This window comes from Paenarthrobacter sp. NPDC057981, assembly GCF_042886835.1.
In the GTDB taxonomy this organism is placed as follows: Bacteria; Actinomycetota; Actinomycetes; order Actinomycetales; family Micrococcaceae; genus Arthrobacter.
This window is the reverse complement of sequence record NZ_JBHVQI010000013.1, coordinates 1-24,525: the sequence shown is the minus strand read 5'-3', so window position 1 is coordinate 24,525 and position 24,525 is coordinate 1. Positions and strand designations below refer to the sequence as shown.

General features: G+C 64.5%; 18 protein-coding genes. 13 read left to right on the top strand and 5 right to left on the bottom strand.

Annotation, left to right across the window (positions count from 1 at the left end; genetic code table 11):
• The first annotated feature begins 7 nt into the window (after window positions 1-7).
• Window positions 8-658, top strand: a complete 651-nt coding sequence (locus tag ACFVSI_RS13055) for a 4'-phosphopantetheinyl transferase family protein (protein WP_387824115.1) — start codon at window positions 8-10, stop codon at window positions 656-658.
• Here the strand turns inward: ACFVSI_RS13055 and ACFVSI_RS13050 are convergent.
• The 4 genes from ACFVSI_RS13050 to ACFVSI_RS13035 form a co-directional block, all read right to left on the bottom strand.
• Entirely contained in the window at window positions 655-1,992 is a 1,338-nt protein-coding gene (locus tag ACFVSI_RS13050) for a M1 family metallopeptidase (RefSeq protein ID WP_387824112.1), read from the bottom strand. The two genes, ACFVSI_RS13055 and ACFVSI_RS13050, sit on opposite strands and share 4 nt — an antisense overlap.
• Window positions 1,993-2,003: 11 nt before the next feature.
• A complete protein-coding gene (locus ACFVSI_RS13045) occupies window positions 2,004-5,960 on the bottom strand; it encodes a Pls/PosA family non-ribosomal peptide synthetase (RefSeq protein ID WP_387824109.1) in 3,957 nt (1,318 codons plus the stop codon).
• Window positions 5,961-6,079: 119 nt separating this feature from the next.
• Window positions 6,080-7,045: a quinone oxidoreductase family protein gene (locus tag ACFVSI_RS13040; protein WP_387824106.1), complete on the bottom strand. Its 966-nt coding sequence runs from the start codon at window positions 7,043-7,045 to the stop codon at window positions 6,080-6,082.
• Between the two features lie 85 nt (window positions 7,046-7,130).
• On the bottom strand, window positions 7,131-8,219 hold the full coding sequence (locus ACFVSI_RS13035; protein WP_387824103.1) for a fatty acid desaturase family protein: 1,089 nt from the start codon (window positions 8,217-8,219) through the stop codon (window positions 7,131-7,133).
• 167 nt (window positions 8,220-8,386) lie between these two features.
• On the opposite strand from ACFVSI_RS13035, the gene argC reads away from it, so the two are divergent.
• The 9 genes from argC to ACFVSI_RS12990 all read left to right on the top strand — a co-directional run bounded on the left by argC (window position 8,387) and on the right by ACFVSI_RS12990 (window position 17,852).
• Window positions 8,387-9,418 (top strand): N-acetyl-gamma-glutamyl-phosphate reductase, encoded by a 1,032-nt coding sequence (gene argC, locus ACFVSI_RS13030; RefSeq protein ID WP_387824100.1) that lies wholly within the window; start codon window positions 8,387-8,389, stop codon window positions 9,416-9,418.
• Window positions 9,415-10,581, top strand: coding sequence for a bifunctional glutamate N-acetyltransferase/amino-acid acetyltransferase ArgJ (argJ, locus tag ACFVSI_RS13025; protein WP_387824097.1), 1,167 nt, complete (start codon window positions 9,415-9,417; stop codon window positions 10,579-10,581). Before argC ends, argJ begins: the two co-directional genes overlap by 4 nt.
• 11 nt (window positions 10,582-10,592) lie before the next feature.
• Window positions 10,593-11,534 (top strand): acetylglutamate kinase, encoded by a 942-nt coding sequence (argB, locus tag ACFVSI_RS13020; RefSeq protein WP_144663083.1) that lies wholly within the window; start codon window positions 10,593-10,595, stop codon window positions 11,532-11,534.
• On the top strand, window positions 11,531-12,799 hold the full coding sequence (locus ACFVSI_RS13015) for an acetylornithine transaminase (protein WP_387824094.1): 1,269 nt from the start codon (window positions 11,531-11,533) through the stop codon (window positions 12,797-12,799). Before argB ends, ACFVSI_RS13015 begins: the two co-directional genes overlap by 4 nt.
• A complete protein-coding gene (argF, locus tag ACFVSI_RS13010; RefSeq protein WP_387824091.1) occupies window positions 12,796-13,797 on the top strand; it encodes an ornithine carbamoyltransferase in 1,002 nt (333 codons plus the stop codon). Before ACFVSI_RS13015 ends, argF begins: the two co-directional genes overlap by 4 nt.
• On the top strand, window positions 13,797-14,333 hold the full coding sequence (locus ACFVSI_RS13005) for an arginine repressor (protein ID WP_144663086.1): 537 nt from the start codon (window positions 13,797-13,799) through the stop codon (window positions 14,331-14,333). Before argF ends, ACFVSI_RS13005 begins: the two co-directional genes overlap by 1 nt.
• 71 nt (window positions 14,334-14,404) lie before the next feature.
• Entirely contained in the window at window positions 14,405-15,610 is a 1,206-nt protein-coding gene (locus ACFVSI_RS13000) for an argininosuccinate synthase (protein ID WP_387824088.1), read from the top strand.
• Window positions 15,610-17,025: an argininosuccinate lyase gene (argH, locus tag ACFVSI_RS12995; protein WP_387824083.1), complete on the top strand. Its 1,416-nt coding sequence runs from the start codon at window positions 15,610-15,612 to the stop codon at window positions 17,023-17,025. The genes ACFVSI_RS13000 and argH overlap by 1 nt, the downstream gene beginning before the upstream one ends.
• Before the next feature lie 77 nt (window positions 17,026-17,102).
• On the top strand, window positions 17,103-17,852 hold the full coding sequence (locus ACFVSI_RS12990; protein ID WP_387824080.1) for a maleylpyruvate isomerase family mycothiol-dependent enzyme: 750 nt from the start codon (window positions 17,103-17,105) through the stop codon (window positions 17,850-17,852).
• Between the two features lie 172 nt (window positions 17,853-18,024).
• On the opposite strand, the gene ACFVSI_RS12985 is transcribed toward ACFVSI_RS12990, so the two are convergent.
• Entirely contained in the window at window positions 18,025-19,527 is a 1,503-nt protein-coding gene (locus tag ACFVSI_RS12985; RefSeq protein WP_387824077.1) for an AlkA N-terminal domain-containing protein, read from the bottom strand.
• Between the two features lie 83 nt (window positions 19,528-19,610).
• Here ACFVSI_RS12985 and ACFVSI_RS12980 point away from each other — a divergent pair, with 83 nt between their 5' ends.
• The 3 genes from ACFVSI_RS12980 to tyrS all read left to right on the top strand — a co-directional run bounded on the left by ACFVSI_RS12980 (window position 19,611) and on the right by tyrS (window position 23,944).
• Complete coding sequence (locus ACFVSI_RS12980; protein WP_387824074.1) at window positions 19,611-20,279, top strand: DNA-3-methyladenine glycosylase; 669 nt, start codon at window positions 19,611-19,613, stop codon at window positions 20,277-20,279.
• A gap of 88 nt (window positions 20,280-20,367) precedes the next feature.
• A complete protein-coding gene (locus ACFVSI_RS12975) occupies window positions 20,368-22,596 on the top strand; it encodes a HelD family protein (RefSeq protein WP_387824071.1) in 2,229 nt (742 codons plus the stop codon).
• 37 nt (window positions 22,597-22,633) lie between these two features.
• The gene (gene tyrS / locus ACFVSI_RS12970; protein ID WP_387824068.1) at window positions 22,634-23,944 is read left to right on the top strand and encodes a tyrosine--tRNA ligase; all 1,311 of its coding nucleotides are present in this window, start codon (window positions 22,634-22,636) and stop codon (window positions 23,942-23,944) included.
• Window positions 23,945-24,525 lie beyond the last annotated feature (581 nt).

Below are 24,525 nucleotides of genomic sequence, written 5' to 3'. Positions count from 1 at the left end.
GAGATCCGTGGAAATCCCGGTGCTGGAGATGCACAGGCTCAGTGACGTGCACCTTGATGCCAACCTGCACGTGCAGCTGGGCGACCCCGCGCACCAGCGGGCCCTCCGCTTCGCCAAACCGGGGGACCGTGAAGAATTCGTCGCGGGCCGGCTGGCCCTTCTGAATTTTGCCGCCTCGCTCCTCGACGTCAATCCCAACCGGCTCACGTCTGATTACCGCTGCCCGCAGTGCGGTCCCGGCCAGGACCACGGCCGGCCCGGTTTCATGCTCGACGGCGGTCCCGCACCTTTGGCGCTCAGCGCCTCCCGGGCGTCGGGCTGGGTGCTGCTGTCCGGCGTCGTGCATCCAACGGAGGACTTCCGGCTGGGAGTGGACCTGGAAGCGGTTGGCAGAGTTGGCTTCGTCGGCTTTGATGACCTGGCGCTGACAGGCAGCGAGAAGCGTTTCCTGGCTTCCATCCCGGACCGGGACCAAGCTACGCTGCGGGCCCGGCTTTGGGCACGCAAGGAAGCTTGGCTGAAAATGATCGGCGAAGGGCTGCGGCATAACCCCGCTGAGCTGGATGTGCTGGACCGGCCTGGACTGCGCGATGTTACCGAAAGGGAACTGCCTGCCGGGCAACCGAGGGGACTGGTTGCCGCCCTGGCCCTGGACTAACGCGCTGAGGGCAGCGCGGGCAGGGCGGCCTCGTAGAGCCACGGCTGCAGGATCGACACGGCATCGAAGCCTGGAATGAAAGCGTCTGCAGCGGCAGTGAACGATTCCGTCGATACCGTCCCGTGCCGGTTCTTAGCGGTCCAATGCTGGAGGAAAGCAAAGAATGCCTCATCCCCGGCTGCCATCCGCAGCGCATGAACAGCCAAAGCCCCGCGCTTGTAGACCCTGTCATCGAACATGAGCTCCGGGCCGGGGTCACCGACCAGCAGGTCCTGTGGCCCTGCGTCGAGCTTCTTCCACGCAGCCGTTGCCCGCGCGTCAACGGTCATGGTCCCCGACTCTTCGGACCACAGCCATTCGGCGTAGCAGGCGAATCCCTCGTGGAGCCAGATGTCTTTCCAGTTGCCGGCTGTCAACGAATTCCCGAACCACTGGTGGGAAAGCTCATGGGCGATCAGCCGCTGGGAGTCCCATGCATCCTTCATATGGTTACGCCCGAAGATGGAGACCGTTTGGGCTTCCAACGGTATTTCCAGTTCATCCTCCGTGACCACTGACGTGTAGTCGGTGAACGGGTACGGACCGAAGCAATCCTCGAACGTTTTCATCATGTCCGGCTGGCGTCGCAGGCCCGCCAAAGCATCCGAAGCCATGTCGGCTGAGACCGCTACAAACTGGGGAACCCGGTGATGACCATCCTCCGCCCGAAGCGGAACTGTGATGTACCGGCCAATTTGAACCGTGGCAAGGTACGTTGCCATGGGCTCGACTTGCTCGTACACCCAGGTTTCCCGGCTGGACTTGCGGGAGCGGGACACGAGCTTGCCGTTGCAGACCGGCCGGTAGTTGTCGTCGGTAGTGACGGAGATGAGGAAGCTGGACTTGAAGCGCGGGTGGTCATTGCAGGGGAACCAGGATGCTGCGCCGTTCGGCTGGCCGGCAACCAGCACGCCGTCGTTCAGTTCCTCCCACCCGACATCTCCCCACAGTCCGCGGCGCGGTTGCGGGTTACCCTCATAGCGGATCTCCAGCGTGAACAGTTGCCCCGGTTTGAGCGAGGACGCGGGAGTGAGCACCAGATGCTCTGCCCTGTGGATGAATTTCTGCAGTTTCCTCCCGTCCAACTGGATCTTGGACGCCCGCAACCCCACAAGGTCCAGCACCACCTGGGTGGTCGCCTCAAGGGCAGTGCAGTGCAGGACTGCCCGGCCGATCAGCTTGTTGCTGCCCAGCCTGACGTCGAGGTCCAACTCGTACCTGTCCACCCGGTAGCCCGTGCTGCCGTGATCCAGGGTGTAGGGGTCGGTGCTTGGGGTGCTGATGGGTGCAGTCATTAGCTCCCAATCTACTTGAGGCGGGGCGCTTCTGCAGTCGGACCCACCCACGGGCTCACCGGGTTGCCCATCCAGTACGTCCCTGCGGGGACAGTCTCACCGCGCATGACCAACGACGCCGGTCCAACAGTTCCGCCGTCACCGATACTGGCCGCGGGAAGGATGACGCCGTGCGGGCCCATCGTGGCACCGTTGCCCAGTGTCACCGTATCCAGGCTCATGACGCGGTCGTGGAACAGGTGGGTTTGGACTACACAACCGCGGTTGACGGTGGAGTTCTCGCCGAGCGTTACAAGATCGGCTTCGGGGAGCCAGTAGCTCTCGCACCAGGTCCCGCGGCCGATCCTGGCGCCAAGCCCGCGGAGCCACCACACCAGGGCCGGGGTTCCGGCCGCCGAGCGGGCAAACCACGGCGCACTCACCATCTCGATGAACGTGTCCACCACCTCGTTGCGCCAGATGAAGGAACTCCATAGGGGGTGTTCGCCGGATCTTATGGTTCCCACCAGAGTCCATTTGGCGATCACCGAGCTGAGTGCGGCCACGGCACCTGCCGCCAGCATGACAACGCCGCCAAGCAGCGCCGCGATCCAGTAGCCCCAGCCCCGTGCGATCCAGTCCAGGGTCACCATGACGGCCACGGCAATGGCTACCGTGATGACAACGGGAACCAAGCGGAAGAGCTCCCACAGTGCACGGGCCAGTTTCAGCTTGAAGGGCGGTTGGAAGGTGCGGCTCTGATCGGCGTCGACGGCGGTGCGGCGCAACCTGACAGGCGGACTGCCGAGCCAGGACGTTCCGGATTTCGCCTTGGCTGGCGTGGCAGAGAGGACCGCCACGAGGGAGTTCTTTGGAACGTTGCGTCCTGCGGCCGTCATGCCGGAGTTGCCAAGGAAGGAGCGCTTGCCAATCTTGGCAGGAGCGATCTTCATCCACCCACCGCCCAGTTCGTAGGACGCCACCATGGTGTCGTCGGCAAGGAAGGCGCCATCACCGATGGTGGTCATCCGGGGCACCAGTAACACGGTGGAGGCCTCGACATTCTTACCTACCTTGGCGCCGAGCAATCGGAGCCACGCGGGGGTGAACAGGCTGGCGTAAATGGGGAACAGGAGATCACGGGCCATGTCCAGCAGTCGTTCAGTAGCCCACACCTGCCAGCCGACCCGGCTGCGGACCCGGTAGTACCCTTCCTTGAGGCCCAAGCCCAGCAGTCGCGTCACCAAAAGGACCAGGAGGAGGTTTCCCAGGAACCAGACCAGCGCTGCCAATGGCACGGACAGGGCAATCTGCGGGACAGCACTTTCCAACGAGTCATGCCCTCGAATGAAGGCAAGGATCACCAGGGCACCTGCGAAAGCTGAGAGGTAGGGGATCAGGGACAGCAAGGCCGAGGCGGCCGCAAAGGCGAAAAGCCATAGCCGATCGACTGCGGAACGTCGAACTGCTGCCTCCGGCCAGTCGTGCTTCGCCTTTCCCCGCCGTTGGGCAGGTGAGCCCGCCATCAGATGGCCCGCTTTGACCTTGCCGAAAACAGCGGAGCCGGGCTCGACGTGGGCCCCGGCGCCGATGGTTGCCCCGGGCATGAGCGTGCTTCGCGATCCCACCACCGCGCCCGCTCCGACGTGGACTTGGCCGATATGGACCCAGTCGCCGTCCACCCACCAGCCGGAAAGGTCAACTTCCGGCTCAATGTTGGCCCCGTTTCCCAAGGACAGGAGCCCGGTGACAGGCGGCAGAGAGTGCAGGTGCACGTCCCTTCCGATCCGCGCGCCAAGTGCCCGTGCGTAGTAGGGAACGAACGGGGCGCTGGCCAGGCCGATGGCACCGGAAAGGTCCTGAATTTGTTCGGCAAGCCACAGCCGGAGGTGTGTTTTACCGGAACGGGGATAGGTTCCTGGTTGGATTCTTCCGAGCAGGATTCTGGCTGCCAGCACCGAGATTGCCATCCGGCCCAGGGGACTGACGAAGACCAGCCAGGACAGCCCGATCCACCACCAGGACACCACGGGAGCGGCGGTGAAACCGGCAAAGGCGCCCAGCAGGTTGTTGGCAGCCATGAGGTAGGTGAGCCACCGCATTCCCACCAGGATGTGCAACGGCACTCCCATAAGTATCTGGAAGATCTGCGACTTCAGGGCCGTGGGCCGGACGGTGCGCTCCGCAGCGTGACCCGGCGTGCCGCCGTCGGGCAATGACTGCCGGGCGGCGTCGATCAGGGCGCCGACGCGCGGTGTCGCGTAGATGTCGGCCACAGTAATCGTGGGATAGCGGACACGGAGAGCCGACACGAGCTGGGCAGCGGCGAGGGAGCCGCCGCCATAGGCGAAGAAGTCTGCATCGAGGGACAAAACCGGGCTGCCCAGGACGGCCTCCCACTGGTCAACAATCCAGCGCGCGTCATCGGGAAGGTTCAGCGGAGCATTGTCGGCATCGGCGGATGCGGCTCCCGCCAGAGGCCAGGGGAGTGCATGGCGGTCTACCTTGCCGCTGGTCTTGGTGGGCAGCGACTCAACCATGGTCAGCAGGGGAACCAGGGCCGCAGGCAGACTTTCGGTGAGCATCGTTCGAGCATCGTCAAGGTTGAGGTTCACGCCCTCTGCGGGGGCCAGGTAACCCACCAGGATCTGGTTGCCGGCAGCTGTGGTCTGGACGGCAGCGGCGGCGCCCGCCACTCCCGGCAAGGACTGCAGCGCGGCATCAACCTCACCCAGCTCAATCCGGCGTCCACCGAGCTTCACCTGTTCATCGGCCCGGCCCATGAAGATCAGGCCCTCGGCTTCGTACCGCACCAGGTCCCCGGAGCGGTACGCGCGGTCCCACGCCAGCGTCGGCATGGGAGCGTACTTCCCGGCATCCTTGGCGGGATCCAGGTAGCGGGCAAGGCCGACGCCGCCGATGATCAGTTCGCCGATCCCGCCTTCGGCCACCGGAACGCCGTCGGAGTCGACGACGGCGAGGTCCCAGCCATCAAGCGGCAGGCCGATCCGGACGGGACCGGGTCCGCCCAGGGGAGCAGCGCAGGCAACGACAGTGGCTTCTGTGGGTCCGTACGTATTCCACACTTCGCGGCCGTCCACGGCGAGCCGCTCGGCCAGTTCGGGTGGGCAGGCTTCGCCGCCGAAGATGAGGAGCCGGACGTTTTCCAACGCCTCGGCCGGCCAGAGGGCTGCAAGCGTGGGCACAGTGGACACCACTGTGATCCCGTGGTTGATGAGCCACGGGCCCAGGTCCATGCCGGTTCGCACCAACGCCCGGGGAGCCGGGACGAGACACGCGCCATGCCGCCAGGCGAGCCACATTTCTTCGCAGGAGGCGTCAAAAGCCACTGACAGGCCCGCGAGCACCCGGTCCTGGGGACCAATGGGTTCGGCCTGGAGGAAAAGCCGGGCTTCGGCGTCCACGAAGGCAGCTGATGAACGGTGTTTGACAGCCACACCCTTGGGTGTGCCGGTGGAGCCCGAGGTGAAGATGATCCACGAATCGTCGTCCGGGCCCGGCCTGCCGGGCCCGGCAACGGGGTCCTGCGCAGCTTCGGAAAGGTGGACGTCGAGTCCTGCACCAATGACCGCTGCCACCTTCGCCTCGCCAAATACAAGGCGGGCGCGTTCGTCGGGATCGTCGGCATCCACTGGCACGTAGGCGGCTCCGGCCATGAGGATGCCGAGGATGGCGATGTAGAGCTCGTTGGTTCCTGACGGGATGCGGACGCCGATTTTCACGCCGGGTCCCAGTCCGGCCGCGTTCAGGGTGCGCGCGAAGGACTTCACCGAGGCGAGCAGTTCGGTGTAGCTCAGCGACTTGTGGCCGTCGTCCAGTGCCGAGGACTCCGGGAAGGATGCCACCGTTGCTTCCAGGATGTCCACGAGGGTACGTTCGGCAGGTGCTGCGGCGCCGCCCGGCAGTTGCGGGCGGTAGGTAGTCAGGGCAGGCGACTGCCCGGCCCCCACGGAATGATCTGTGCTCACAGGGTCAGCTTTTCCCAGGAAGGTGAACAAAAGGTGTCGGTGGTTTCCTTCCCGTCATAGTTCCTTCTTCTGCTGTTGGCCTGAGAGTCACCACGAGTTTGGGGAGCCGGGCGCTGATCTTAGGGCACCAGCAGGACTTTGCCGGTGGTCCGCCGGCCCTCCAGATCACGGTGGGCTTGGGCAGCCTCAGCCAGGGGGTATGTGGCACCAACCCTCACAGCGAGAGTGCCGTTGGCAGCGGCGTCGAAAATTTCGGCAGAGCGCCACCGGCGTTCCTGGGCATTTTGAACGAAGTGCGCGATGGTGGGCCGGGTCAGGGTCAGGGATCCGGCTGCGTTCAACCGCTGGGGGTCAAAGGGTGGCACAGGTCCCGAGGCTGCGCCGAAAAGCACCATGGCGCCACGGATCCGCAGGCTCTTCAGGGACTCGTCAAAGGTGTCTTTGCCAACGCCGTCGTACACCACGTTGACGCCCTCACCGTCGGTGAGTTCGCGCACCTTGTCGGCGAAGCCCTCATAGCGGAGGACCTCATCGGCGCCCGCCAGGGTGGACAGGTCGGCCTTCTCATCACTGGAGACGGTCGTGATGACGCGGGCTCCGCGTGCCTTCAGCAGCTGCGTCAACAGCAGGCCCACGCCGCCGGCCCCTGCGTGCAGCAGGACAGTGTGGCCGGGCTCCACCCGAAAAGACGAGTTCATCAAGTAGTGGGCCGTGATTCCCTGCAGCGGCAGGGCGGCTGCCGTGTGGTCGTCGACGCCGGCGGGCACCGGAAGTGCTTTGGCCGCTTCCACGAGGGCGTACTCCGCGTACGTCCTGGTCCCTTCTGCCGTGGCCACGCGGTCGCCCACCGTGAATTCTTCGACACCATCGCCGACCGCCTCCACGACACCTGCTGCTTCGGCGCCGGGAGTGAAGGGGTAGTCCACTTTGTAGGTGCCGTTGCGCTGGTAGGTCTCGATGAAGTTGACGCCGGTCGCGGCGACTTTGATCAGCAGCTGTCCGTGGCCCGGTGCCGGCACTTCGACGGAAGCGTACTCAAGGACCTCGGGTCCTCCCGCTTGCTGTGCAACGATGGCGTGCGTCATGGTGGCTCCTAACTCCGGGGCGGTCCTTCCGGTGCCCGGTTCCAGGATCCATCCTAGGGAGGTAAGGACCTTCCTTGTCGAACGCCTAGAAGCGTCCGTGCGTCGAAGCTACGGGGCAGTCGAAGCCACGGCCGGCTGCCAGGCCCACGTCATTGAGGTACCGGACCACGATACCGTAAGACTGCACCAGGGTTGTTTCGGTGTAGGGGATGGAATGCTTGGCGCAAAATTCGCGCACGATCGCTGATGCTTTGTGGAGCTGGGGCCGCGCCATATCCGGGAACAGGTGGTGCTCCACCTGGCGGTTGAGGCCGCCGAGGAGGAAGTCCATGAAGCGTCCGCCGGAAATGTTGCGCGAGGTCAGGATCTGACGGTTGAGGAAGTCTACCCGGCTGTCTTTCGGAAGGACGGGCATGCCCTTGTGGTTGGGCGCGAACGAGGCCCCCATGTAAAAGCCGTAGACCATGATTTGGACGCCAAGGAAGGCAAAGGCCATTCCTATGGGCAAGAACGTGAAGGCCAGGACAGGGAGGGCGCTAAGCCTCGCCACAAGGATGGGAGTCTCAACCCAGCGGTGGCGAACGTTCTGCTTCCCGAAGACAAAGCGCAAGGAATCGAACTGGAGGCTCAGTCCAAGCAGTGTCAGGAGCGGGAAGAAGAACCAGCCCTGCTTCTTGGTCAGGAACGCCAGGCGCCCCTTTCGTTCAGCCGCGGCATCTTCGTGGAAGACCAGGGCGTTGTTCCGGATGTCCGGGTCCTTGGAGATGACATTGGGATGGTTGTGGTGGGCGCCGTGTTTCTGTTCCCACCAGGAGTAGCTGATGCCGGCCACTCCAGTGGCAAGGAGGCGGGCCGACCAGTCGTTTGCGCGGCGCGAGGCGAAGATCTGCTTGTGTCCGGCCTCATGGGCCAGAAAGCTCAACTGCGTGCACAGGATGCCGACGGCGGCCGCGATGAGCAGTTGGTACCAGGACTCGCCAATCAAGGCGAAGCCAAGCCATGTTCCGGCCATGAGAAGCATGAGGGCCACGAAGACCCAGATGTAGAAGCCGCTGCGACGTTCAAGGAGCCCTGCTGCTTTGACGGACTTGAGGAGCTCTGAGTAGCTCTGGACAACGGGATTTGGCTGAATTGCGCGTGCTTTGGGGCGCTCAGCGGTGGACGTGGGTGCCATGAATGTGCCCCGTATCGCTAACGGGCAACGCTGCAGCCGACGTTCGGACTGCACGGTCTGGATCACCCTTCATCAAGCATACGCTGACGAGCATGGCGAATGAGACAGCTCACACAGGCATGCATAAATATCGGGCAGCATGAATAATCTTGCTGTACAGTGGTGTTATGACTATTTCTGTTGCCGTCTCCGGTGCCAGCGGCTACGCCGGGGGAGAAGTGCTGCGTCTGCTGGCGAACCATCCCAACGTCACCATCGGCGCGATCACCGCGCACAGCAACGCCGGTTCCAGACTAGGGGAGTTGCAGCCGCATCTCCATGGTTTGGCCAGCCGGATCCTGGAAGAGACCACGGTGGAAAACCTGTCCGGTCACGATGTCGTGTTCCTGGCCCTGCCGCACGGGACCTCCGCCGGGATCGCAGCCCAGTTGCCGGAGGGAACTGTAGTCATCGACGCCGGTGCGGACCACCGTTTGCAGGATGCTTCGGCCTGGGAGAAGTTCTACGGCTCCGAGCACGCCGGCACCTGGCCTTACGGGCTGCCGGAACTGCCCGGCCAGCGTGAGGCGCTCAAAGGCGCCAAGCGGATCGCCGTACCCGGCTGCTACCCGACGTCGGCCCTGCTCGCCTTGACGCCCGGGTTCGCCAATAACCTCCTCTTGACGGACGACGTCGTCATCGTTTCCGCCTCCGGAACCTCGGGTGCCGGCAAGGCCGCCAAGGTCAACCTGATCGGGTCGGAGGTCATGGGTTCCATGAGCCCCTACGGCGTGGGTGGCGGTCATCGCCACACGCCGGAGATCGAACAAGGGCTCAGCAACGTCGCCGGCGAACCTGTAACGGTGTCCTTCACCCCGACTCTAGCCCCCATGAGCCGGGGCATCCTCACGACGGCGACTGCCAAGGTTGGGCATGGCGTCACCGAAGCCGAGCTTCGCCAGGCGTGGGCGGATGCTTACGACGACGAGCCTTTCGTCCACCTGCTGCCCGAAGGCCAGTGGCCCACCACCAAGTCGGTGCAGGGGTCCAACCACGCGGTCATGCAGCTTGCGTTCGATGCCCACGCGGGCCGTGTAATTGTCACTTGCGCCATCGACAACCTGACCAAAGGGACCGGCGGCGGAGCCGTGCAGTCCATGAACATTGCCCTCGGCCTGGATGAAACAGCCGGCCTGAACCTGCAGGGAGTTGCACCGTGACCATTACCGCCCCCAAGGGATTCCGTGCCGCTGGCATCAAGGCCGGCATCAAGGCCTCCGGCAAACCCGATCTGGCACTCGTCATCAACGACGGCCCCTCCAAGGCCGCCGCTGCAGTCTTCACCTCCAACCGGGTGGCAGCAGCGCCCGTGCACTGGTCCCGCCAAGTGGTCAGCGACGGTCGTGTGGACGCCGTTGTGCTGAACTCCGGTGGAGCCAATGCCTGCACAGGCCCGCAGGGCTTCCAGAACACCCATGCAACGGCCGAGAAAGTGGCAGAAGTGCTGGGAGTCTCAGCTTCCGACGTCGTCGTGTGCTCAACCGGGCTGATCGGCGAGCAGCTGCCCATGGACAAGATCCTTCCGGGCGTCGAGGCAGCCGCCAAGGAGCTCAGTGAGGTCGGCGGCAGCGCCGCAGCCACTGCGATCATGACCACCGACAGCGTCTCCAAGGAAGCCGTCTTCACCGGCAAGGACGCTGAGGGCAAACCGTACACAGTAGGCGGGATCGCCAAGGGTGCGGGCATGCTCGCCCCCGGCCTGGCCACCATGCTGGTGGTTCTGACGACGGACGCCGAAGTACCGGCCAATGAGCTCGATGTTGTGCTTCGGGATGCCACGCGCGTCACGTTCGACCGGGCCGATTCGGACGGCTGCATGTCCACGAACGACACGGTGGTGCTGTTGGCCTCCGGCGCCTCCGAAGCATTGCCGTCGGCAGAACAGTTGACCGAAGCGGTGACCGCCGTGTGCGCCGAACTGGCCCGCAAGCTCATTGGCGACGCCGAAGGTGCCAGCCACGACATCGCCATCCGGACCTTCAATGCTGCCAGCGAACGTGACGCGGAAACCGTGGGCCGCTCGGTGGCCCGGTCCAACCTCTTCAAGGCCGCAATCTTTGGCAAGGACCCCAACTGGGGCCGCGTGTTGTCCGCTGTAGGGACCACGGATGCAGTCTTCGAAGCCGACCAGCTCAACGTTGCCATGAACGGCATCCAGATTTGCCGCAACGGCGCCATCGGCGATGACCGCAACTTGGTGGACCTGGAACCACGCGAAGTGCTCGTCGAAATCGATCTCCAGGCCGGAGACGCCGAAGCGACCATCTGGACCAACGACCTCACGCACGACTACGTGCATGAGAACAGCGCGTACTCGAGCTGAGCGGAATGACAATGACTGCGCACACCCGCGAAAACACGTCCATGAGTGCGGCACAGGACAAAGCGGCAACACTGATCGAGGCCTTGCCGTGGATCCAGCGCTTCGCTGGAACCACAATGGTGATCAAGTACGGTGGCAACGCGATGGTGAACGATGACCTACGCCGCGCCTTTGCCGAGGACATTGTGTTCCTCCACCATGTCGGCATCCACCCGGTGGTTGTCCACGGTGGCGGCCCCCAGATCAACTCCATGCTCGGCAGGCTCGGTATCGAGTCCGAGTTCAAGGGCGGCCTGCGGGTCACCACCCCCGAAGCCATGGATGTTGTCCGGATGGTCCTCACGGGCCAGGTCGGCCGCGAACTTGTGGGCCTGATCAACTCCCACGGCCCCTACGCCGTGGGCATGTCCGGCGAAGACGGCGGCCTTCTGCGTGCCGTGCGCACCGGCACCGTGGTGGACGGCGAGGAAGTGGACCTGGGCCTTGTTGGCGAAGTCGTGGGCGTGGATCCAGCAGGCATCAAGGACATCCTCGACGCCGGTCGCATCCCCGTGATCTCCACCGTCGCCCCGGAAATCACTGAGGACGGCAACGGCTTCCAGACCACCGGCCAGGTCCTCAACGTCAACGCCGATACCGCCGCGGCTGCGGTCGCGTCAGCCTTGGGAGCCTCCAAGCTGGTCATCCTGACCGACGTCGAAGGCCTTTACGCGAACTGGCCGGACAAATCCTCGCTGATCTCCTCGCTGACCGCCTCAGAGCTCCGCGACATGCTCCCCAAGCTCGAATCCGGAATGATCCCCAAGATGGCCGCCTGCCTGAAAGCCATCGACGAAGGCGTGGAGCGCGCCCACATCGTCGACGGCCGACTGGCCCACTCGATGCTGCTGGAAACTTTTACGACGGCGGGCATCGGCACCCAGGTAGTACCCGACGAGGACGTGAACGCATGAGCACCAACGAAGCAGCAGTGGTCGAAACTCCGGCCGATGCCATCACCGGGCACAGCAGCGGTGCCGATTGGCTGGCCCGCTACTCGAGTTCCCTGATGGGCGTCTTCGGCACCCCGCAGCGGGTCCTGGTCCGCGGCGCAGGCTGCCTGGTGTGGGACGCTGACGGCAAGGAGTACCTGGACCTCCTCGGCGGCATCGCAGTGAACGCACTGGGCCATGCCCACCCGTTCGTTACCTCGGTCATTTCCAGCCAACTGGCCACGCTGGGGCACGTATCCAATTTCTTCACGAGCCCCACGCAGATCGCGCTCGCTGAAAAGCTGCTGGAACTGGCCAAGGCTCCGACAGGCTCCAAGGTCTTCTTCGCCAACTCCGGCACGGAGGCCAACGAAGCCGCCTTCAAACTGGCCCGCCGGAACAACGGCGATGGCAAGCGCACCAAGATCATCGCCCTTGAAGGCGCTTTCCACGGACGGACCATGGGTGCCCTGGCGCTCACGGCAAAAGAGGCCTACCGTGCGCCTTTCGAGCCTCTGCCCGGTGGCGTGGTCCACGTTCCGTTCGGCGACATCGAGGCCTTGCGTGCCGCCGTCGACGATTCCACTGCGGCCGTGTTCCTGGAACCAATCCAGGGTGAAGCGGGCGTCCGCCCCCTCAGCGCCGAATACCTGCAGGCTGCCCGCGAGGCCACCACCGCCGTTGGCGCACTCCTGATCCTTGACGAAGTCCAGACAGGCATTGGCCGGACCGGCAAGTGGCTGGCAAGCGAAGACGCCGGCATCGTTCCCGACGCCGTCACGCTCGCCAAGGGTCTTGGCGGCGGCTTCCCGATCGGCGCCTTGGTCACGTTCGGAAGTACGACGTCGGCCCTGCTCACCGCGGGGCAGCACGGCACCACCTTCGGTGGAAATCCGGTGGCCACTGCCGCCGCCCTGGCCACGCTTCATGCCATCGAAACCCAGGGCGTGCTGCAGCATGTCACCTCGGTTGGTGAGTACCTTCGCGAGGGGATTGCCGCCGTCGAGGGCGTTACCCAAGTCCGTGGCGAAGGTCTGCTGATCGGCTTCGACGTCGACTCGGACATCGCCCCCGCCATGGTGACTGCCGGCCTGGACGCGGGCTTCATCATCAACAGTCCCGGTCCCCGGACCATCCGCTTGGCGCCGCCGCTCATCCTGACCACCGAACAGACTGACCGTTTCCTGGCAGCCCTGCCTGACCTGATCGCTACGGCCACCGCCACCACCGCTAAGGACGCACAGTGAGCATTTCCACCCGTCACTTCCTCAAGGACACTGATCTCAGCCCGGCCGAACAGGCCGAAGTGCTTGAGTTGGCCGCCCGCATGAAAGCAGCACCGTACAGCGTGCAGCCTTTCGCCGGTGAGGGCAACGGCCGCAAGACGGTCGCCGTGATCTTTGACAAAACCTCTACCCGCACACGTGTTTCGTTCGCTACCGGCATTGCCGACATGGGTGGCAACGCCCTGATCATCAACCCCGGTGAAGCCCAGATCGGCCACAAGGAGTCCGTGGAGGACACCGCAAAGGTCCTGGAGCGCATGGTGTCCACCATCGTGTGGCGCACCGGCGCCCACTCGGGCCTGGTGGCAATGGCGGAGAACTCCAAGGTGCCCGTCATCAACGCGCTCTGCGACGACTACCACCCTTGCCAGCTCCTGGCCGACCTCCTGACCGTCAAGGAGCACAAAGGCGAACTCGCCGGACTGACCATGGCCTACCTGGGCGATGCCGCCAACAACATGGCGAACTCGTACCTGCTGGCCGGCGTCACGGCGGGAATGCACGTCCGGATTTCCGGTCCGGAGGGCTACCTTCCGGCGCCGGAAATCGTGGCCGCCGCTGAAGAGCGCGCCGCTGAAACCGGTGGTTCCGTCCTCATCACCAGCGAGGCCGCGGAAGCTCTCAAGGGTGCCGACGTCGTGGCCACCGACACGTGGGTGTCCATGGGTCAGGAAGCGGAGAAAGAAGCCCGCCTTCAGTTGTTCCGCGAGTACTCCGTGGATGAGGCAGCCATGGCACAGGCAGCGCCGGACGCCGTCGTGCTCCACTGCCTCCCGGCCTACCGCGGCTACGAGATTTCGGCGGGCGTCATCGACGGTCCGCAGTCCATCGTCTGGGACGAGGCCGAGAACCGCCTCCACGCCCAGAAGGCGCTCATGGCCTGGCTGATGCACCGTTCCGGACTTGCGTTCGTCGAGGGCCTCGCCCCCGTCGAAGGAACCGGCGAGAGCACGTTCTAGTGTCCACCAACCCCTCCGTTCCGGGTGCCAGTCCGGCCACCAAGACCGCCCGACAGGCACGCATCACAGCGATCCTGACGGGCGAATCCGTGCGTTCCCAGGCAGAGCTTGCAGCCCTGCTTGCAGACGACGGCGTCCAGGTCACCCAAGCCACACTGTCCCGCGACCTTGTGGAACTTGGCGCGGTGCGGGTCCGTGGCAAGGATGGAGCATTGGTGTACGCCGTCCCGGGGGAGGGCGGGGACCGGAACGCCAAGAGCGGCGTTACCCAGGAAATTCTCGATGCACGGCTGACACGGCTGTGCGGGGAACTGCTGGTTACGGCGGAGGCGTCGGGCAACATTGCGGTGCTCCGCACGCCTCCGGGAGCCGCCAACTTCCTGGCACTTGCGATCGACCACTCCGTGATGCCGTCGGTATTGGGTACGATCGCAGGCGACGACACTGTGATGTTGGTGTCCAGGGACGCTGACGGCGGGGCGGAACTGGCGGCCCGCTTCCTGCAGATGGCCGAGGAAGCCGGCCCCGGCAACTGACTGATTTCCACGGCACTGATTCACACAGCATTAGATTCGAATGAACCAAGCAACAACAAAGGAGCACTCTCGTGACTGAGCGCATTGTTCTGGCCTACTCCGGTGGCCTTGATACGTCCGTAGCCATCGGCTGGATCGGTGAAGCCACCGGCGCCGAGGTCATCGCTGTGGCCGTCGACGTCGGACAGGGCGGCGAGTCCCTGGAGACCATCCGCCAGCGCGCCCTCGGTTGCGGCGCCGTCGAGGCTTACGTCGCCGATGCCCGTGACGAGTTTGCCAACGAATACGCGATGCCCACCTTGAAGGCCAACGCCCTCTACCAGGGCCACTACCCGCTGGTCTCGGCCATCTCCCGCCCGGTCATCGTCAAGCACCTGGTCAAGGCTGCCCGCGAATTCGGCGCCACCACAGTTGCCCACGGCTGCACGGGCAAGGGCAACGACCAGGTCCGCTTCGAAGTCGGCATCCAGACCCTCGGCCCGGACCTGAAGTGCATCGCACCTGTCCGCGACCTCGCCCTGACCCGCGACAAGGCCATCGCCTTCGCCGAGGAAAAGGGACTGCCCATCGAGACCACCAAGAAGAACCCGTACTCGATCGACCAGAACGTCTGGGGACGCGCCGTCGAAACCGGCTACCTTGAGGACATCTGGAACGCTCCGACCAAGGACATCTACGACTACACCGCCACCCCGGAATTCCCGCCGGCGCCGGATGAGGTCACCATTTCCTTCCAGGCCGGTATCCCGGTAGCGATCGACGGCGTGAAGGTCACCCCGCTGCAGGCCATCCAGGAACTGAACCGCCGTGCCGGCGCCCAGGGTGTTGGCCGGATCGACGTCGTCGAGGACCGCCTGGTGGGCATCAAGTCCCGCGAGATCTACGAAGCTCCCGGTGCCATGGCGCTGATCACCGCGCACAAGCACCTCGAAGACATCACCATCGAGCGCGAGCAGGCCCGCTTCAAGGCGACCGTTGGCCAGCGTTGGGCAGAGCTGGTGTACGACGGACAGTGGTTCTCCCCGCTCAAGCGCTCCCTGGATGCCTTCATTGAGGACACCCAGAAGTACGTCTCCGGCGACATCCGCATGGTCCTCCACGGTGGCCAGGCCATCGTCAACGGCCGCCGCTCGGACACCTCGCTGTACGACTTCGACCTCGCCACTTACGACACCGGCGACACCTTCGACCAGTCGATGGCCCGTGGCTTCATTGAGCTGTGGGGCATGTCCTCCAAGGTTGCCTCCGGCCGTGACCTGCGGGTTGCGGGCGAGTAATGACGTCGGCAACAAATGAAGGTGCACTGTGGGGTGGCCGGTTCGCCGGCGGCCCTGCGGACGCGCTGGCCGCACTGAGCAAGTCCACCCACTTTGACTGGCGGCTTGCCCGCTACGACATCGCCGGTTCCAAAGCGCACGCCCGCGTGCTGGCCAAGGCTGGTCTGTTGGACGACGCCGAGCTCGAGGGCATGCTCGCGGCCTTGACCCGGTTGGATGAGGACGTCGCCAGCGGCGCCTACCTTCCGGCCGAGAGCGATGAGGACGTCCATGGTTCGCTGGAACGCGGTCTTATCGAGCGCGCCGGTACCCAGTTGGGCGGCAAACTCCGTGCAGGCCGCTCCCGCAACGACCAAGTGGCCACCCTCGGCCGCATGTTCCTGCGTGACCACGCGCGGATCATTGCGCGGGGTGTCCTGGCCACGGTTGACGCGTTGGTGGAGCAGGCCAAAGCGCATCAGGGTGTGGCCATGCCCGGCCGCACCCACTTGCAGCACGCTCAACCGGTCCTGCTGAGCCACCACTTGCTTGCCCACGCCTGGGCGCTGTTGCGCGATGTTCAGCGGCTCCAGGACTGGGACAAGCGTGCCGGCATTTCCCCGTACGGCTCCGGTGCGCTGGCAGGTTCTTCCCTCGGACTCGACCCGGAGGCGGTAGCTGCCGACCTCGGTTTCTACTCAGCCGCGCACAACTCGATCGATGGCACCGCCTCCCGCGATGTCTTCGCCGAGTTCGCGTGGGTGTGCTCCATGATCGGCGTCGACCTGTCCCGTATCTCCGAGGAAGTCATTTTCTGGGCGACCAAGGAGTTCTCCTTCGTCACCCTGCATGACTCGTACTCCACGGGGTCCTCGATCATGCCGCAGAAGAAGAACCCGGATGTTGCCGAGTTGGCCCGCGGAAAGGCAGGACGCCTTATTGGCAACCTGACCGGATTGCTGGCCACGCTCAAGGGCCTGCCGCTCGCGTACAACCGCGATCTGCAGGAAGACAAGGAACCGGTCTTTGACGCTGCGGACACCTTGGAGCTGCTGCTCCCCGCTGTGTCGGGCATGATCGCCACGTTGACGTTCAACACCGAGCGCATGGAGTCGTTGGCGCCGCAAGGATTCGCATTGGCGACAGACATTGCCGAATGGCTCGTCCGCCAGGGCGTCCCCTTCCGCGAGGCCCACGAGCTCTCGGGTGCTGCGGTCAAGCAGGCCGAGAGCCGGGGCGTGGAGCTGTGGGACCTGAGCGACGAAGAGTATGCCGCGATTTCGGAGCATTTGACCCCCGAAGTCCGCACTGTGCTCAGTACCGAAGGTTCGCTCAACAGCCGGAACTCGCAGGGCGGAACGGCACCGGCCGCCGTCGAACGCCAGCTTGCAGCACTTGAAGCGGAACTTGAGGCTGCGCGCTCCTACGCGTCGTAGCGTTCGTTTTACCAGAGCGGGATGAGGTCTTCGGGCGTCATCCCGCTCTGCGTTTAAGCGTGCATTAGCATGGGCCTATGACCCTGATCACAGCTGAGACGCTGCCCGCAGAGCTTCACAAAGCCGCCGGCAATGTCACCCGCCTCCTGACAAAGATGGACGAATCATCCGTCACCGAACCGTCGGAACTTCCCGGCTGGACCCGGGGCCATGTACTCGCCCACCTCGCCGGCATTGCCAACGCGATGGCGCGGCAACTGGAGTACGCCCGGCGGGGCGAAAAGATCGAACTGTACGACGGCGGTATGGAAGGCCGGACCAAAGCCATCAATCTCGCCGCCGGTCACAGCCTGGACCAGCACACGGCGTCCGTCACCACAGCTGTTGATTCGGCGCTTGCAGCGTTCGACGCTTTGGACTCGGACGGCTGGCAGGTGCGCATCAGCTACCGGGACGGAACAGTGCTCGACGGCGGCCTGGCACTCTGGCGCGAACTCACCATCCATGCATCGGACCTTGGACTGGGTTTCGGTCCGGAGACGTGGAGCCGGTCTTTTTGCGAGCACCTGTTCGACTTCCTCACTGCACGCGTCCCGGGGGAGTACAAGTTCGTGCTCCAACCAACCGGCTTGCCGCCGCGGACACTTGGCAGCGGAGGAACGTCCATTGCGATCACAGGCATGATCACGGATATCGCTGCGTGGCTGGCGGGCAGGGAACCGAGCTTGGGCTCGCTCCGCGCCACGGCGGCCGCTGACGGCGTGGACCTGCCGGAGCTCCTGCCTTGGCCCGCCGGAGTTCCCACGGAGCCTCCCACACGGGCTTGATCCGGACGCTCGCTCACATCCCCCGGGCTTGATACGCACCCTCGCTCACATCCCCACCGTTTGGTGCTGACGCTCGCTCGCGTTCCGATGAGGCGCGGTAGCGTTTCGACGCCGGACGCCGCCTCGGGATGTGAACGAGCGTTGGGCGGAAAATGGGGGATGTGAGTGAGCGTCAGCGCTTCGCGGCAGCCCGCCACAAGTGCATCGTGGCGTATGAGCGCCAAGGACTCACTTCCTGGAAATCGGCACTGAGCCCGAGGCCGGCAGGCAGCGCCTTGACGCCGTTACGCACAGCTGCGTCGTTGGCGAGGAAGACATCCGGTGCGCCCAGTACACGCATGGCAACGTAGCCCACTGTCCATGGACCCACTCCGGGCAGGGGAAGAAGTTTGCGTCCCAAGCTTTCGACGTCGTCGCCGTAACCGAAATCAAGAGTGCCTGCGGCCATCGCCTCGGCCACGGCAATGATGGAGTCGATACGGCGTTGGGGTCCCCGCAGCAGGGCGCGGCCGTGTTCAGCGACTTCTGCCGCCGTCGGAAACAGCCGGTCCGGACCGGACGCGGTGCCTTCTGCGTGTGACCCGGCCGCTGACAACTGGGTAAGGGCTGTCCGGGCCGCGGCTACTGTGATCTGTTGCCCGATCATCGCCCGGATCAGCAGCTCTTGCGGGTCGACTGCCCCGGGAACCCTTATCCCGGCGATGGCACTGGCCCTCCCCGCAAGCCGGGGATCCATGGCAAGGGCATCATCGATCGCCTCCGGATCCGCATCCAGGTCGAAGAGCCGCCGCACCCGGCTCAACAGCGCGGGAAGGTCGTGCAGGTCCACGGCCGAGGCCGTCAACCGCAAGGGCTTGCCCGGCAGTAACGGGCTGTAGGTGACGGTGAACCAGGCTGTGCCGCGCGGGAGCCGTAGGGTGCGGCTGTACGTCCGTGTGCCGGGGGAAGTCCCATCAGGCCGAGCCTCGGCCGCTTCAATGCCAGGTATCGCACGCGCGGCGAGGAAGTCGAAGATCCCCGGATCGAACGGATCCCGGTATGGCAGGTTGAGCGTCAGTGAACCAGAGGCGTGGCCCGACCCAGCGGCCCGCCCGGGACCCGACTTTGCCGCCGTCGCACGAACCGCCGTTGCACGAACCGCCGTCGGTGTCATGGCGAACACCTCGCCGATAGTGTCGTTGAATTGCCGGATGCTGTTAAAGCCCGATGCGAAGGCCACGTCCGCGAGTGGCATGTCCGTGGAGACCAGCAGTGTCCTGGCCGTCTGCGCCCTGCTGGCCCGTGCCAGGGAAAGCGGGCCGGCGCCCAGTTCGTGGCCGAGGATGCGGTTGAGCTGCCGTGCCGAGTATCCCAAGCGACGCGCCAACCCGTCGACTCCTTCGCGGGTGATGACGCCGTCGTTGATCAACCGCATGGCCCGCCCGGCGACGTCCGAGCGGAGGTTCCAGGCCGGGGTCCCTGGGACGGCTTCGGGCAGGCAACGCTTGCACGCGCGGTACCCTGCCTCGTGTGCGGCGGCCGAGGTTTCGTAAAAGGTGACGTTCTCCGCCTTCGGCGTGCGCGCCGGGCACGATGGGCGGCAGTAAATGCCCGTGGAACTGACCGCTGTGAAGAATTGGCCATCGAAACGGGTGTCGCGGGCATCGATCGCCTTGTAGCGCTGCCAGAAGTCCATGGCTTCATCCTCCCAGCCGCCGGAGGAGACTTCTAGCGGAAATCGGACATGGCCGTTGATGGCGTTTTGCTAGGGTCGAGGGCATGGGCTGGTCATCGGATAAAGGGGTCAGCGACCCCGCGGCAGTGCGCACGTTTCTTGAGGGGGACCCACGGGTCATCGCGCCGCTCATCCTGGGGGCCGTCCTGACGCACTGCTCGGACGCCGGCCCGGTATCGGTGCGGCTGACGGAAGTCGAAGCCTACCTCGGCCCGCGTGATTCCGAGCACCCGGACCCCGGCTCACACACTTTCGGAGGCCCGACGGCAAGGAACGCGCCGATGTTCGGGCCGGCGGGGTTTCTGTACGTCTACTTCACGTACGGCATGCACTACTGCGCGAACCTGGTTTGCGGCCCGGCCGGCAAAGCCTCGGCCTTGCTTCTGAGGGCCGGTGAGATCGTCGACGGCGAAGGCCTCGCCACGTTACGGCGGCCGGCATCCAAAGCACCGAAGGACCTGGCCAGTGGCCCGGCACGGCTCGCTTCCGCCCTGGGGCTTACGACGGCGGACACCGGCCGTGACGCGCTCGCCGAACCGTTCAGCCTGTGGTTGCCGGAGTCCCCGGCGCCTGCCGTCGTCAGTGGCCCTCGGGTTGGAGTGGCCGGTCCCGGAGGAAGCACCGAATATCCGTGGCGTTTCTGGATCGAGGATGATCCCACCGTTTCAAGGTACAAGGCGGCCCGGCCCCGGAAACCTTCGGTGACGACCTAACGTAATCCTTCGGTTGCCCAGCCCCGCACGTTTACCAAAATCGCTGTAGAATGGTAGGTCTGTCTTTTGCGATAGGGGTTACGGTTCGATGCACGACGCTGATTTGGTCCACGAGCAGGAATACGTTGCCGGGCTCTACGCCCGGCTCGATGAGCTGCGCGCCGAAAAGCGCGACCAGCTGGCGCAGGTGCGCAAGGCCGGCGCGGTAGGAACCATGCAGAACGTCTCAGAGCGTGATGCGTTCGCGGCTCTGTACGAGGACCGCCTGGCCCAGCTCGACGCCGTCGACGACCGCTTGGTCTTTGGCCGCTTGGACCTTGATTCGGGTGAGGCGCAGTACATCGGCCGCATCGGGTTGTCCACGGCCGATCTCCAGCGCCTCATGGTGGACTGGCGAGCTCCCGAAGCGGGCCACTTCTACCAGGCGACCGCGTTTGATCGCCAAGGCGTGCGTCGTCGTCGCCATCTGATCCTTCAAGGTCGTGACGTCAAGGCCATCGAGGACGACGTCCTGGATGCAGGGATGCTCGCGGACAACGATTCCCTGCAGGGCGAGGGTGCCCTGCTCGCGGCATTGAACTCCAAACGCACCGGCCGCATGTCGGACATCGTCGGCACCATTCAGTCCGAACAGGACCGGATCATCCGCTCGTCCATCTCCGGGGCCCTCGTGGTCCAGGGTGGACCCGGCACTGGCAAGACCGCTGTTGCCCTGCACCGGGCTGCCTACCTGCTGTATACCCACCGCGAACGGCTTAAGAGCGCGGGAGTCCTGCTGGTGGGCCCGTCGTCGTCCTTCATGCATTACATTGAACGCGTGCTGCCGTCCCTGGGCGAGACCGGTGTGGTCATGGCCAGCCTTGGCCGCCTCATGCCCGGTATTCACGCCGTGCCGGAGGAGAACGCGGACGTCGCCGCGCTCAAGGGCAAACTCGACATGGCCAAGGTCGTGGCCAACGCTGTGGCCAACCGGCAGCGGACGCCGGCCGAAGACCGCATCCTGGAAGTCGATTCGCGGAAGCTGACGCTCACCGTCCGCCAGGTCCGCCGTGCCCGTGAAAAAGCGCGTGCCACGGGTAAGCCGCACAATGAGGCACGGCTCACGTTCGTGAAGATCCTCCTTCGCGAACTCACCGAACAGCTGACGGACATGGTCGAGGAATCGAACATTGGCAACAATGCCGACCGAGCCTATCTCGCCGAAGACGTCCGTTCAGCCCGCGATGTCAGGATCGCGCTGAACCTGTGCTGGATGCCGATGACGCCCGAGAAGCTCATCTCGGAGCTCTTCAGCAAGCCCGCCATCCTTGAGGCCTGCACGCCGCACCTGACTCCGGAACAGCGTTCATTGCTTCAGCGGCCGGTTGACGCACCCTGGACCGAGGCGGACGTACCGCTGCTGGATGAGGCCGCCGAGCTGCTCGGCGAGCTGGATCCGGCAGCCGGCAGGGGACTGGCCCAGCAGGAAGCAGACCGGGCGCGCGACCTCGCCAACGCCAAGCAAACCCTGGCCAACATGGAATCCATGGGCGTCGATGTCCTGGTCACGGCCGAGGAACTTGCGGAACAAAACCAGGAGCGCGAAAGCCGCCTCACGGCTGCCGAACGCGCCACGAGCGACCGGTCATGGGCGTTCGGGCACATCGTGGTTGACGAGGCCCAGGAACTTTCGCCCATGCAGTGGCGACTGTTGGTGCGTCGCTGCCCACTGAAGTCCTTCACCATCGTTGGTGACATCGCCCAAACGAGTGCAGCAGCAGGTGCCAATTCGTGGCAGAGCGCGCTGGCGCCGTCGTTCGGTGACCGCTGGACGCTCGAGGAGCTGACGGTCAACTACCGCACGCCCAGCCAGATTGCCGAAGCCGCGGTCCGGATGGCCAACCGGGCAGGGCTCGTGGTCTCTGCACCGAAGGCCGTGCGCGAAGGCAAATGGTCGCCGATCGTGGATCGCGTGGACGCTGACGGCATCGTGCAGCGCCTGGTTGAGGTCCTGCCGGAGGAACTCGAAGCGATCGACGGCGGCCTGCTCGCCGTCATTGCCGATGGCCCTTTGCTGCCGCAGGCAACTGCAGCGCTCAAGGAGATCTACGGACACCGTATTGGTGCCGGCGCGGGCAGTTATGAGCAGGACATCGTGGTGATCAGTCCCAAGGAAGCGAAGGGACTGGAATTCGACGGCGTCGTGGTCCTGGAACCCTCGGCCATGCTCAACCATGAGCACGGCAAGGTAGGGGACCTGTATGTTGCGATGACGCGTGCCACGCAGCGACTGCGCCTGATTGCAGCGGCACCCGTGCCCGCCGGCATCGAGCGCTAGGCAAACCGGCAGCGGCAACCCTGCTAACTTAGATCTCGTGTCACACGTAAACAACATCGAGTCCCAGCACAACGATCCAGCTTTTGCCAACATTTGGCAGGAGCTCACATGGCGCGGCCTGGTCCACGTTTCCACTGATGAAACGGAACTGGAAAAACTGCTCGCCGGCGACCCGATCACGTATTACTGTGGCTTCGATCCCACTGCGCCGTCCCTGCACTTGGGCAACCTTGTGCAGCTGCTCCTGATGCGCCGACTGCAACTGGCCGGCCACAAGCCGCTCGGTTTGGTGGGCGGCTCCACTGGCCTGATCGGCGACCCGCGTCCGACGGCGGAACGCACCTTGAACACCAAGGAAACAGTGACGGAATGGGTGGGCTACCTGCAGGGCCAGGTACGTCGGTTCCTCAGCTTCGAGGGCGACAACGCGGCCCGCATGGTCAACAACCTTGACTGGACTGCTCCGCTGAGCGCCATCGACTTCCTCCGGGAGATTGGCAAGCACTTCCGCGTGGGCACTATGTTGCGCAAGGATGCTGTTGCTTCCCGGCTGAACTCTGACGAGGGCATCAGCTACACCGAGTTCAGTTACCAGATCCTGCAAGGCATGGATTACCTCCAGCTTTTCCGCGACTACGGTTGTGCGCTGCAGACGGGCGGTTCGGACCAGTGGGGCAACCTCACCAGCGGAACCGAGCTCATCCGCAAGGTGGAGGGCAAGAGTGTTCATGCCTTGGGAACGCCGCTGATCACCAACTCCGACGGCACCAAGTTCGGCAAGTCCGAGGGCAACGCCATCTGGTTGGACCCCGCAATGTGCAGCCCGTACACGTTCTACCAGTTCTGGTTGAACACGGCCGATGCTGACGTGGTGGACCGCCTCAAGGTATTCACTTTCCTTTCCCGTGCTGAGATCGAAGCCCTGGGGGAGTCTGTGGCGGAGCGCCCGTTTGCCCGTGAAGGCCAGAAAAAGCTTGCGTACGAAGTGACCTCGCTGGTCCATGGTGTCGACGCGACCGAGAAAGTGATTGCGGCCTCGGCAGCTGTCTTCGGGAACGGTGACCTGACCGTGCTCGATGAGCCGACACTCGCCGCCGCCACCGCCGAGCTTCCGTCCGCAAAGATCGCCAGCGACTCGTTGGGCATCATCGACCTGCTCGTCGCCTCTGGTCTTTCCGACAGCAAGTCCGCCGCGCGCCGTACCGTCGGTGAAGGTGGTGCCTACGTGAACAACGCCAAGATTTCCGATCCTGACGCCGTCATCGACCAGAACCAACTGCTTCACGGGCGCTACTTGCTCCTTCGCAGGGGCAAGAAGAACCTGGCCACCATCGAGGTTTCCGGCTAGGACCCCCTGATGTGACGCTCTGAAAGGGCCGGCAACCGTTATGGTTGCCGGCCCTTTTGTGTTTAACGCTCGCTCATGTTCCCCGGGTTTGGTGTGGTCGCTCGCTCACGTTCCCCGGGTTTGGTGTGGGTGGTGTTCGACGGCGGGTGGTTGGGTGGGGGTGGTTGGTGTGATGGGGTTCACGGGGTGTGTTTTGGGCGGGTTTCGGGTGGTTTGGGCGTGTTGTGGGCTGGTTTGGCTTGTGTTTGCGGGGTTTTTGGGTGGTGTTGGGGTGGATTTGTGTTGGGTGTTGGGGGCGTGTAATGTCTTCTGAGTCGCCGCGAGTGAGACAGCTTGGAGCTGGGAACTGCGGTGGCCAACCCCCTTGATAACAGCCTGGAAATGGCGCGCTTTTGAGTGTGCTTGTGCCGGGTGGGGGTCCGGGGATCGGGTCTGGAATCGCGGTAACGCTGATTTGCCAAGATCTGGTTGTTCGGGTAAGTTTGAAAAGTTGCTTCGGAGCGATCCAGTGGCCCTGTGGGGTTGGTGGTGGTGCCGGTAGTGTCTGTTGTTTGAGAACTCAATAGTGTGCCAAGTTTGTT

Excerpts from the sequence above, each read along its gene's own strand:
- ACFVSI_RS13050 (WP_387824112.1), bottom strand. The coding sequence starts at position 1,992 with ATGACTGCACCCATCAGCACCCCAAGCACCGACCCCTACACCCTGGAT.
- ACFVSI_RS13040 (WP_387824106.1), bottom strand. The coding sequence starts at position 7,045 with ATGACGCACGCCATCGTTGCACAGCAAGCGGGAGGACCCGAGGTCCTT.
- ACFVSI_RS13035 (WP_387824103.1), bottom strand. The coding sequence starts at position 8,219 with ATGGCACCCACGTCCACCGCTGAGCGCCCCAAAGCACGCGCAATTCAG.
- argC (WP_387824100.1), top strand. The coding sequence starts at position 8,387 with ATGACTATTTCTGTTGCCGTCTCCGGTGCCAGCGGCTACGCCGGGGGA.
- argB (WP_144663083.1), top strand. The coding sequence starts at position 10,593 with ATGACTGCGCACACCCGCGAAAACACGTCCATGAGTGCGGCACAGGAC.
- ACFVSI_RS13015 (WP_387824094.1), top strand. The coding sequence starts at position 11,531 with ATGAGCACCAACGAAGCAGCAGTGGTCGAAACTCCGGCCGATGCCATC.
- argH (WP_387824083.1), top strand. The coding sequence starts at position 15,610 with ATGACGTCGGCAACAAATGAAGGTGCACTGTGGGGTGGCCGGTTCGCC.
- ACFVSI_RS12990 (WP_387824080.1), top strand. The coding sequence starts at position 17,103 with ATGACCCTGATCACAGCTGAGACGCTGCCCGCAGAGCTTCACAAAGCC.
- ACFVSI_RS12985 (WP_387824077.1), bottom strand. The coding sequence starts at position 19,527 with ATGGACTTCTGGCAGCGCTACAAGGCGATCGATGCCCGCGACACCCGT.
- ACFVSI_RS12980 (WP_387824074.1), top strand. The coding sequence starts at position 19,611 with ATGGGCTGGTCATCGGATAAAGGGGTCAGCGACCCCGCGGCAGTGCGC.
- ACFVSI_RS12975 (WP_387824071.1), top strand. The coding sequence starts at position 20,368 with ATGCACGACGCTGATTTGGTCCACGAGCAGGAATACGTTGCCGGGCTC.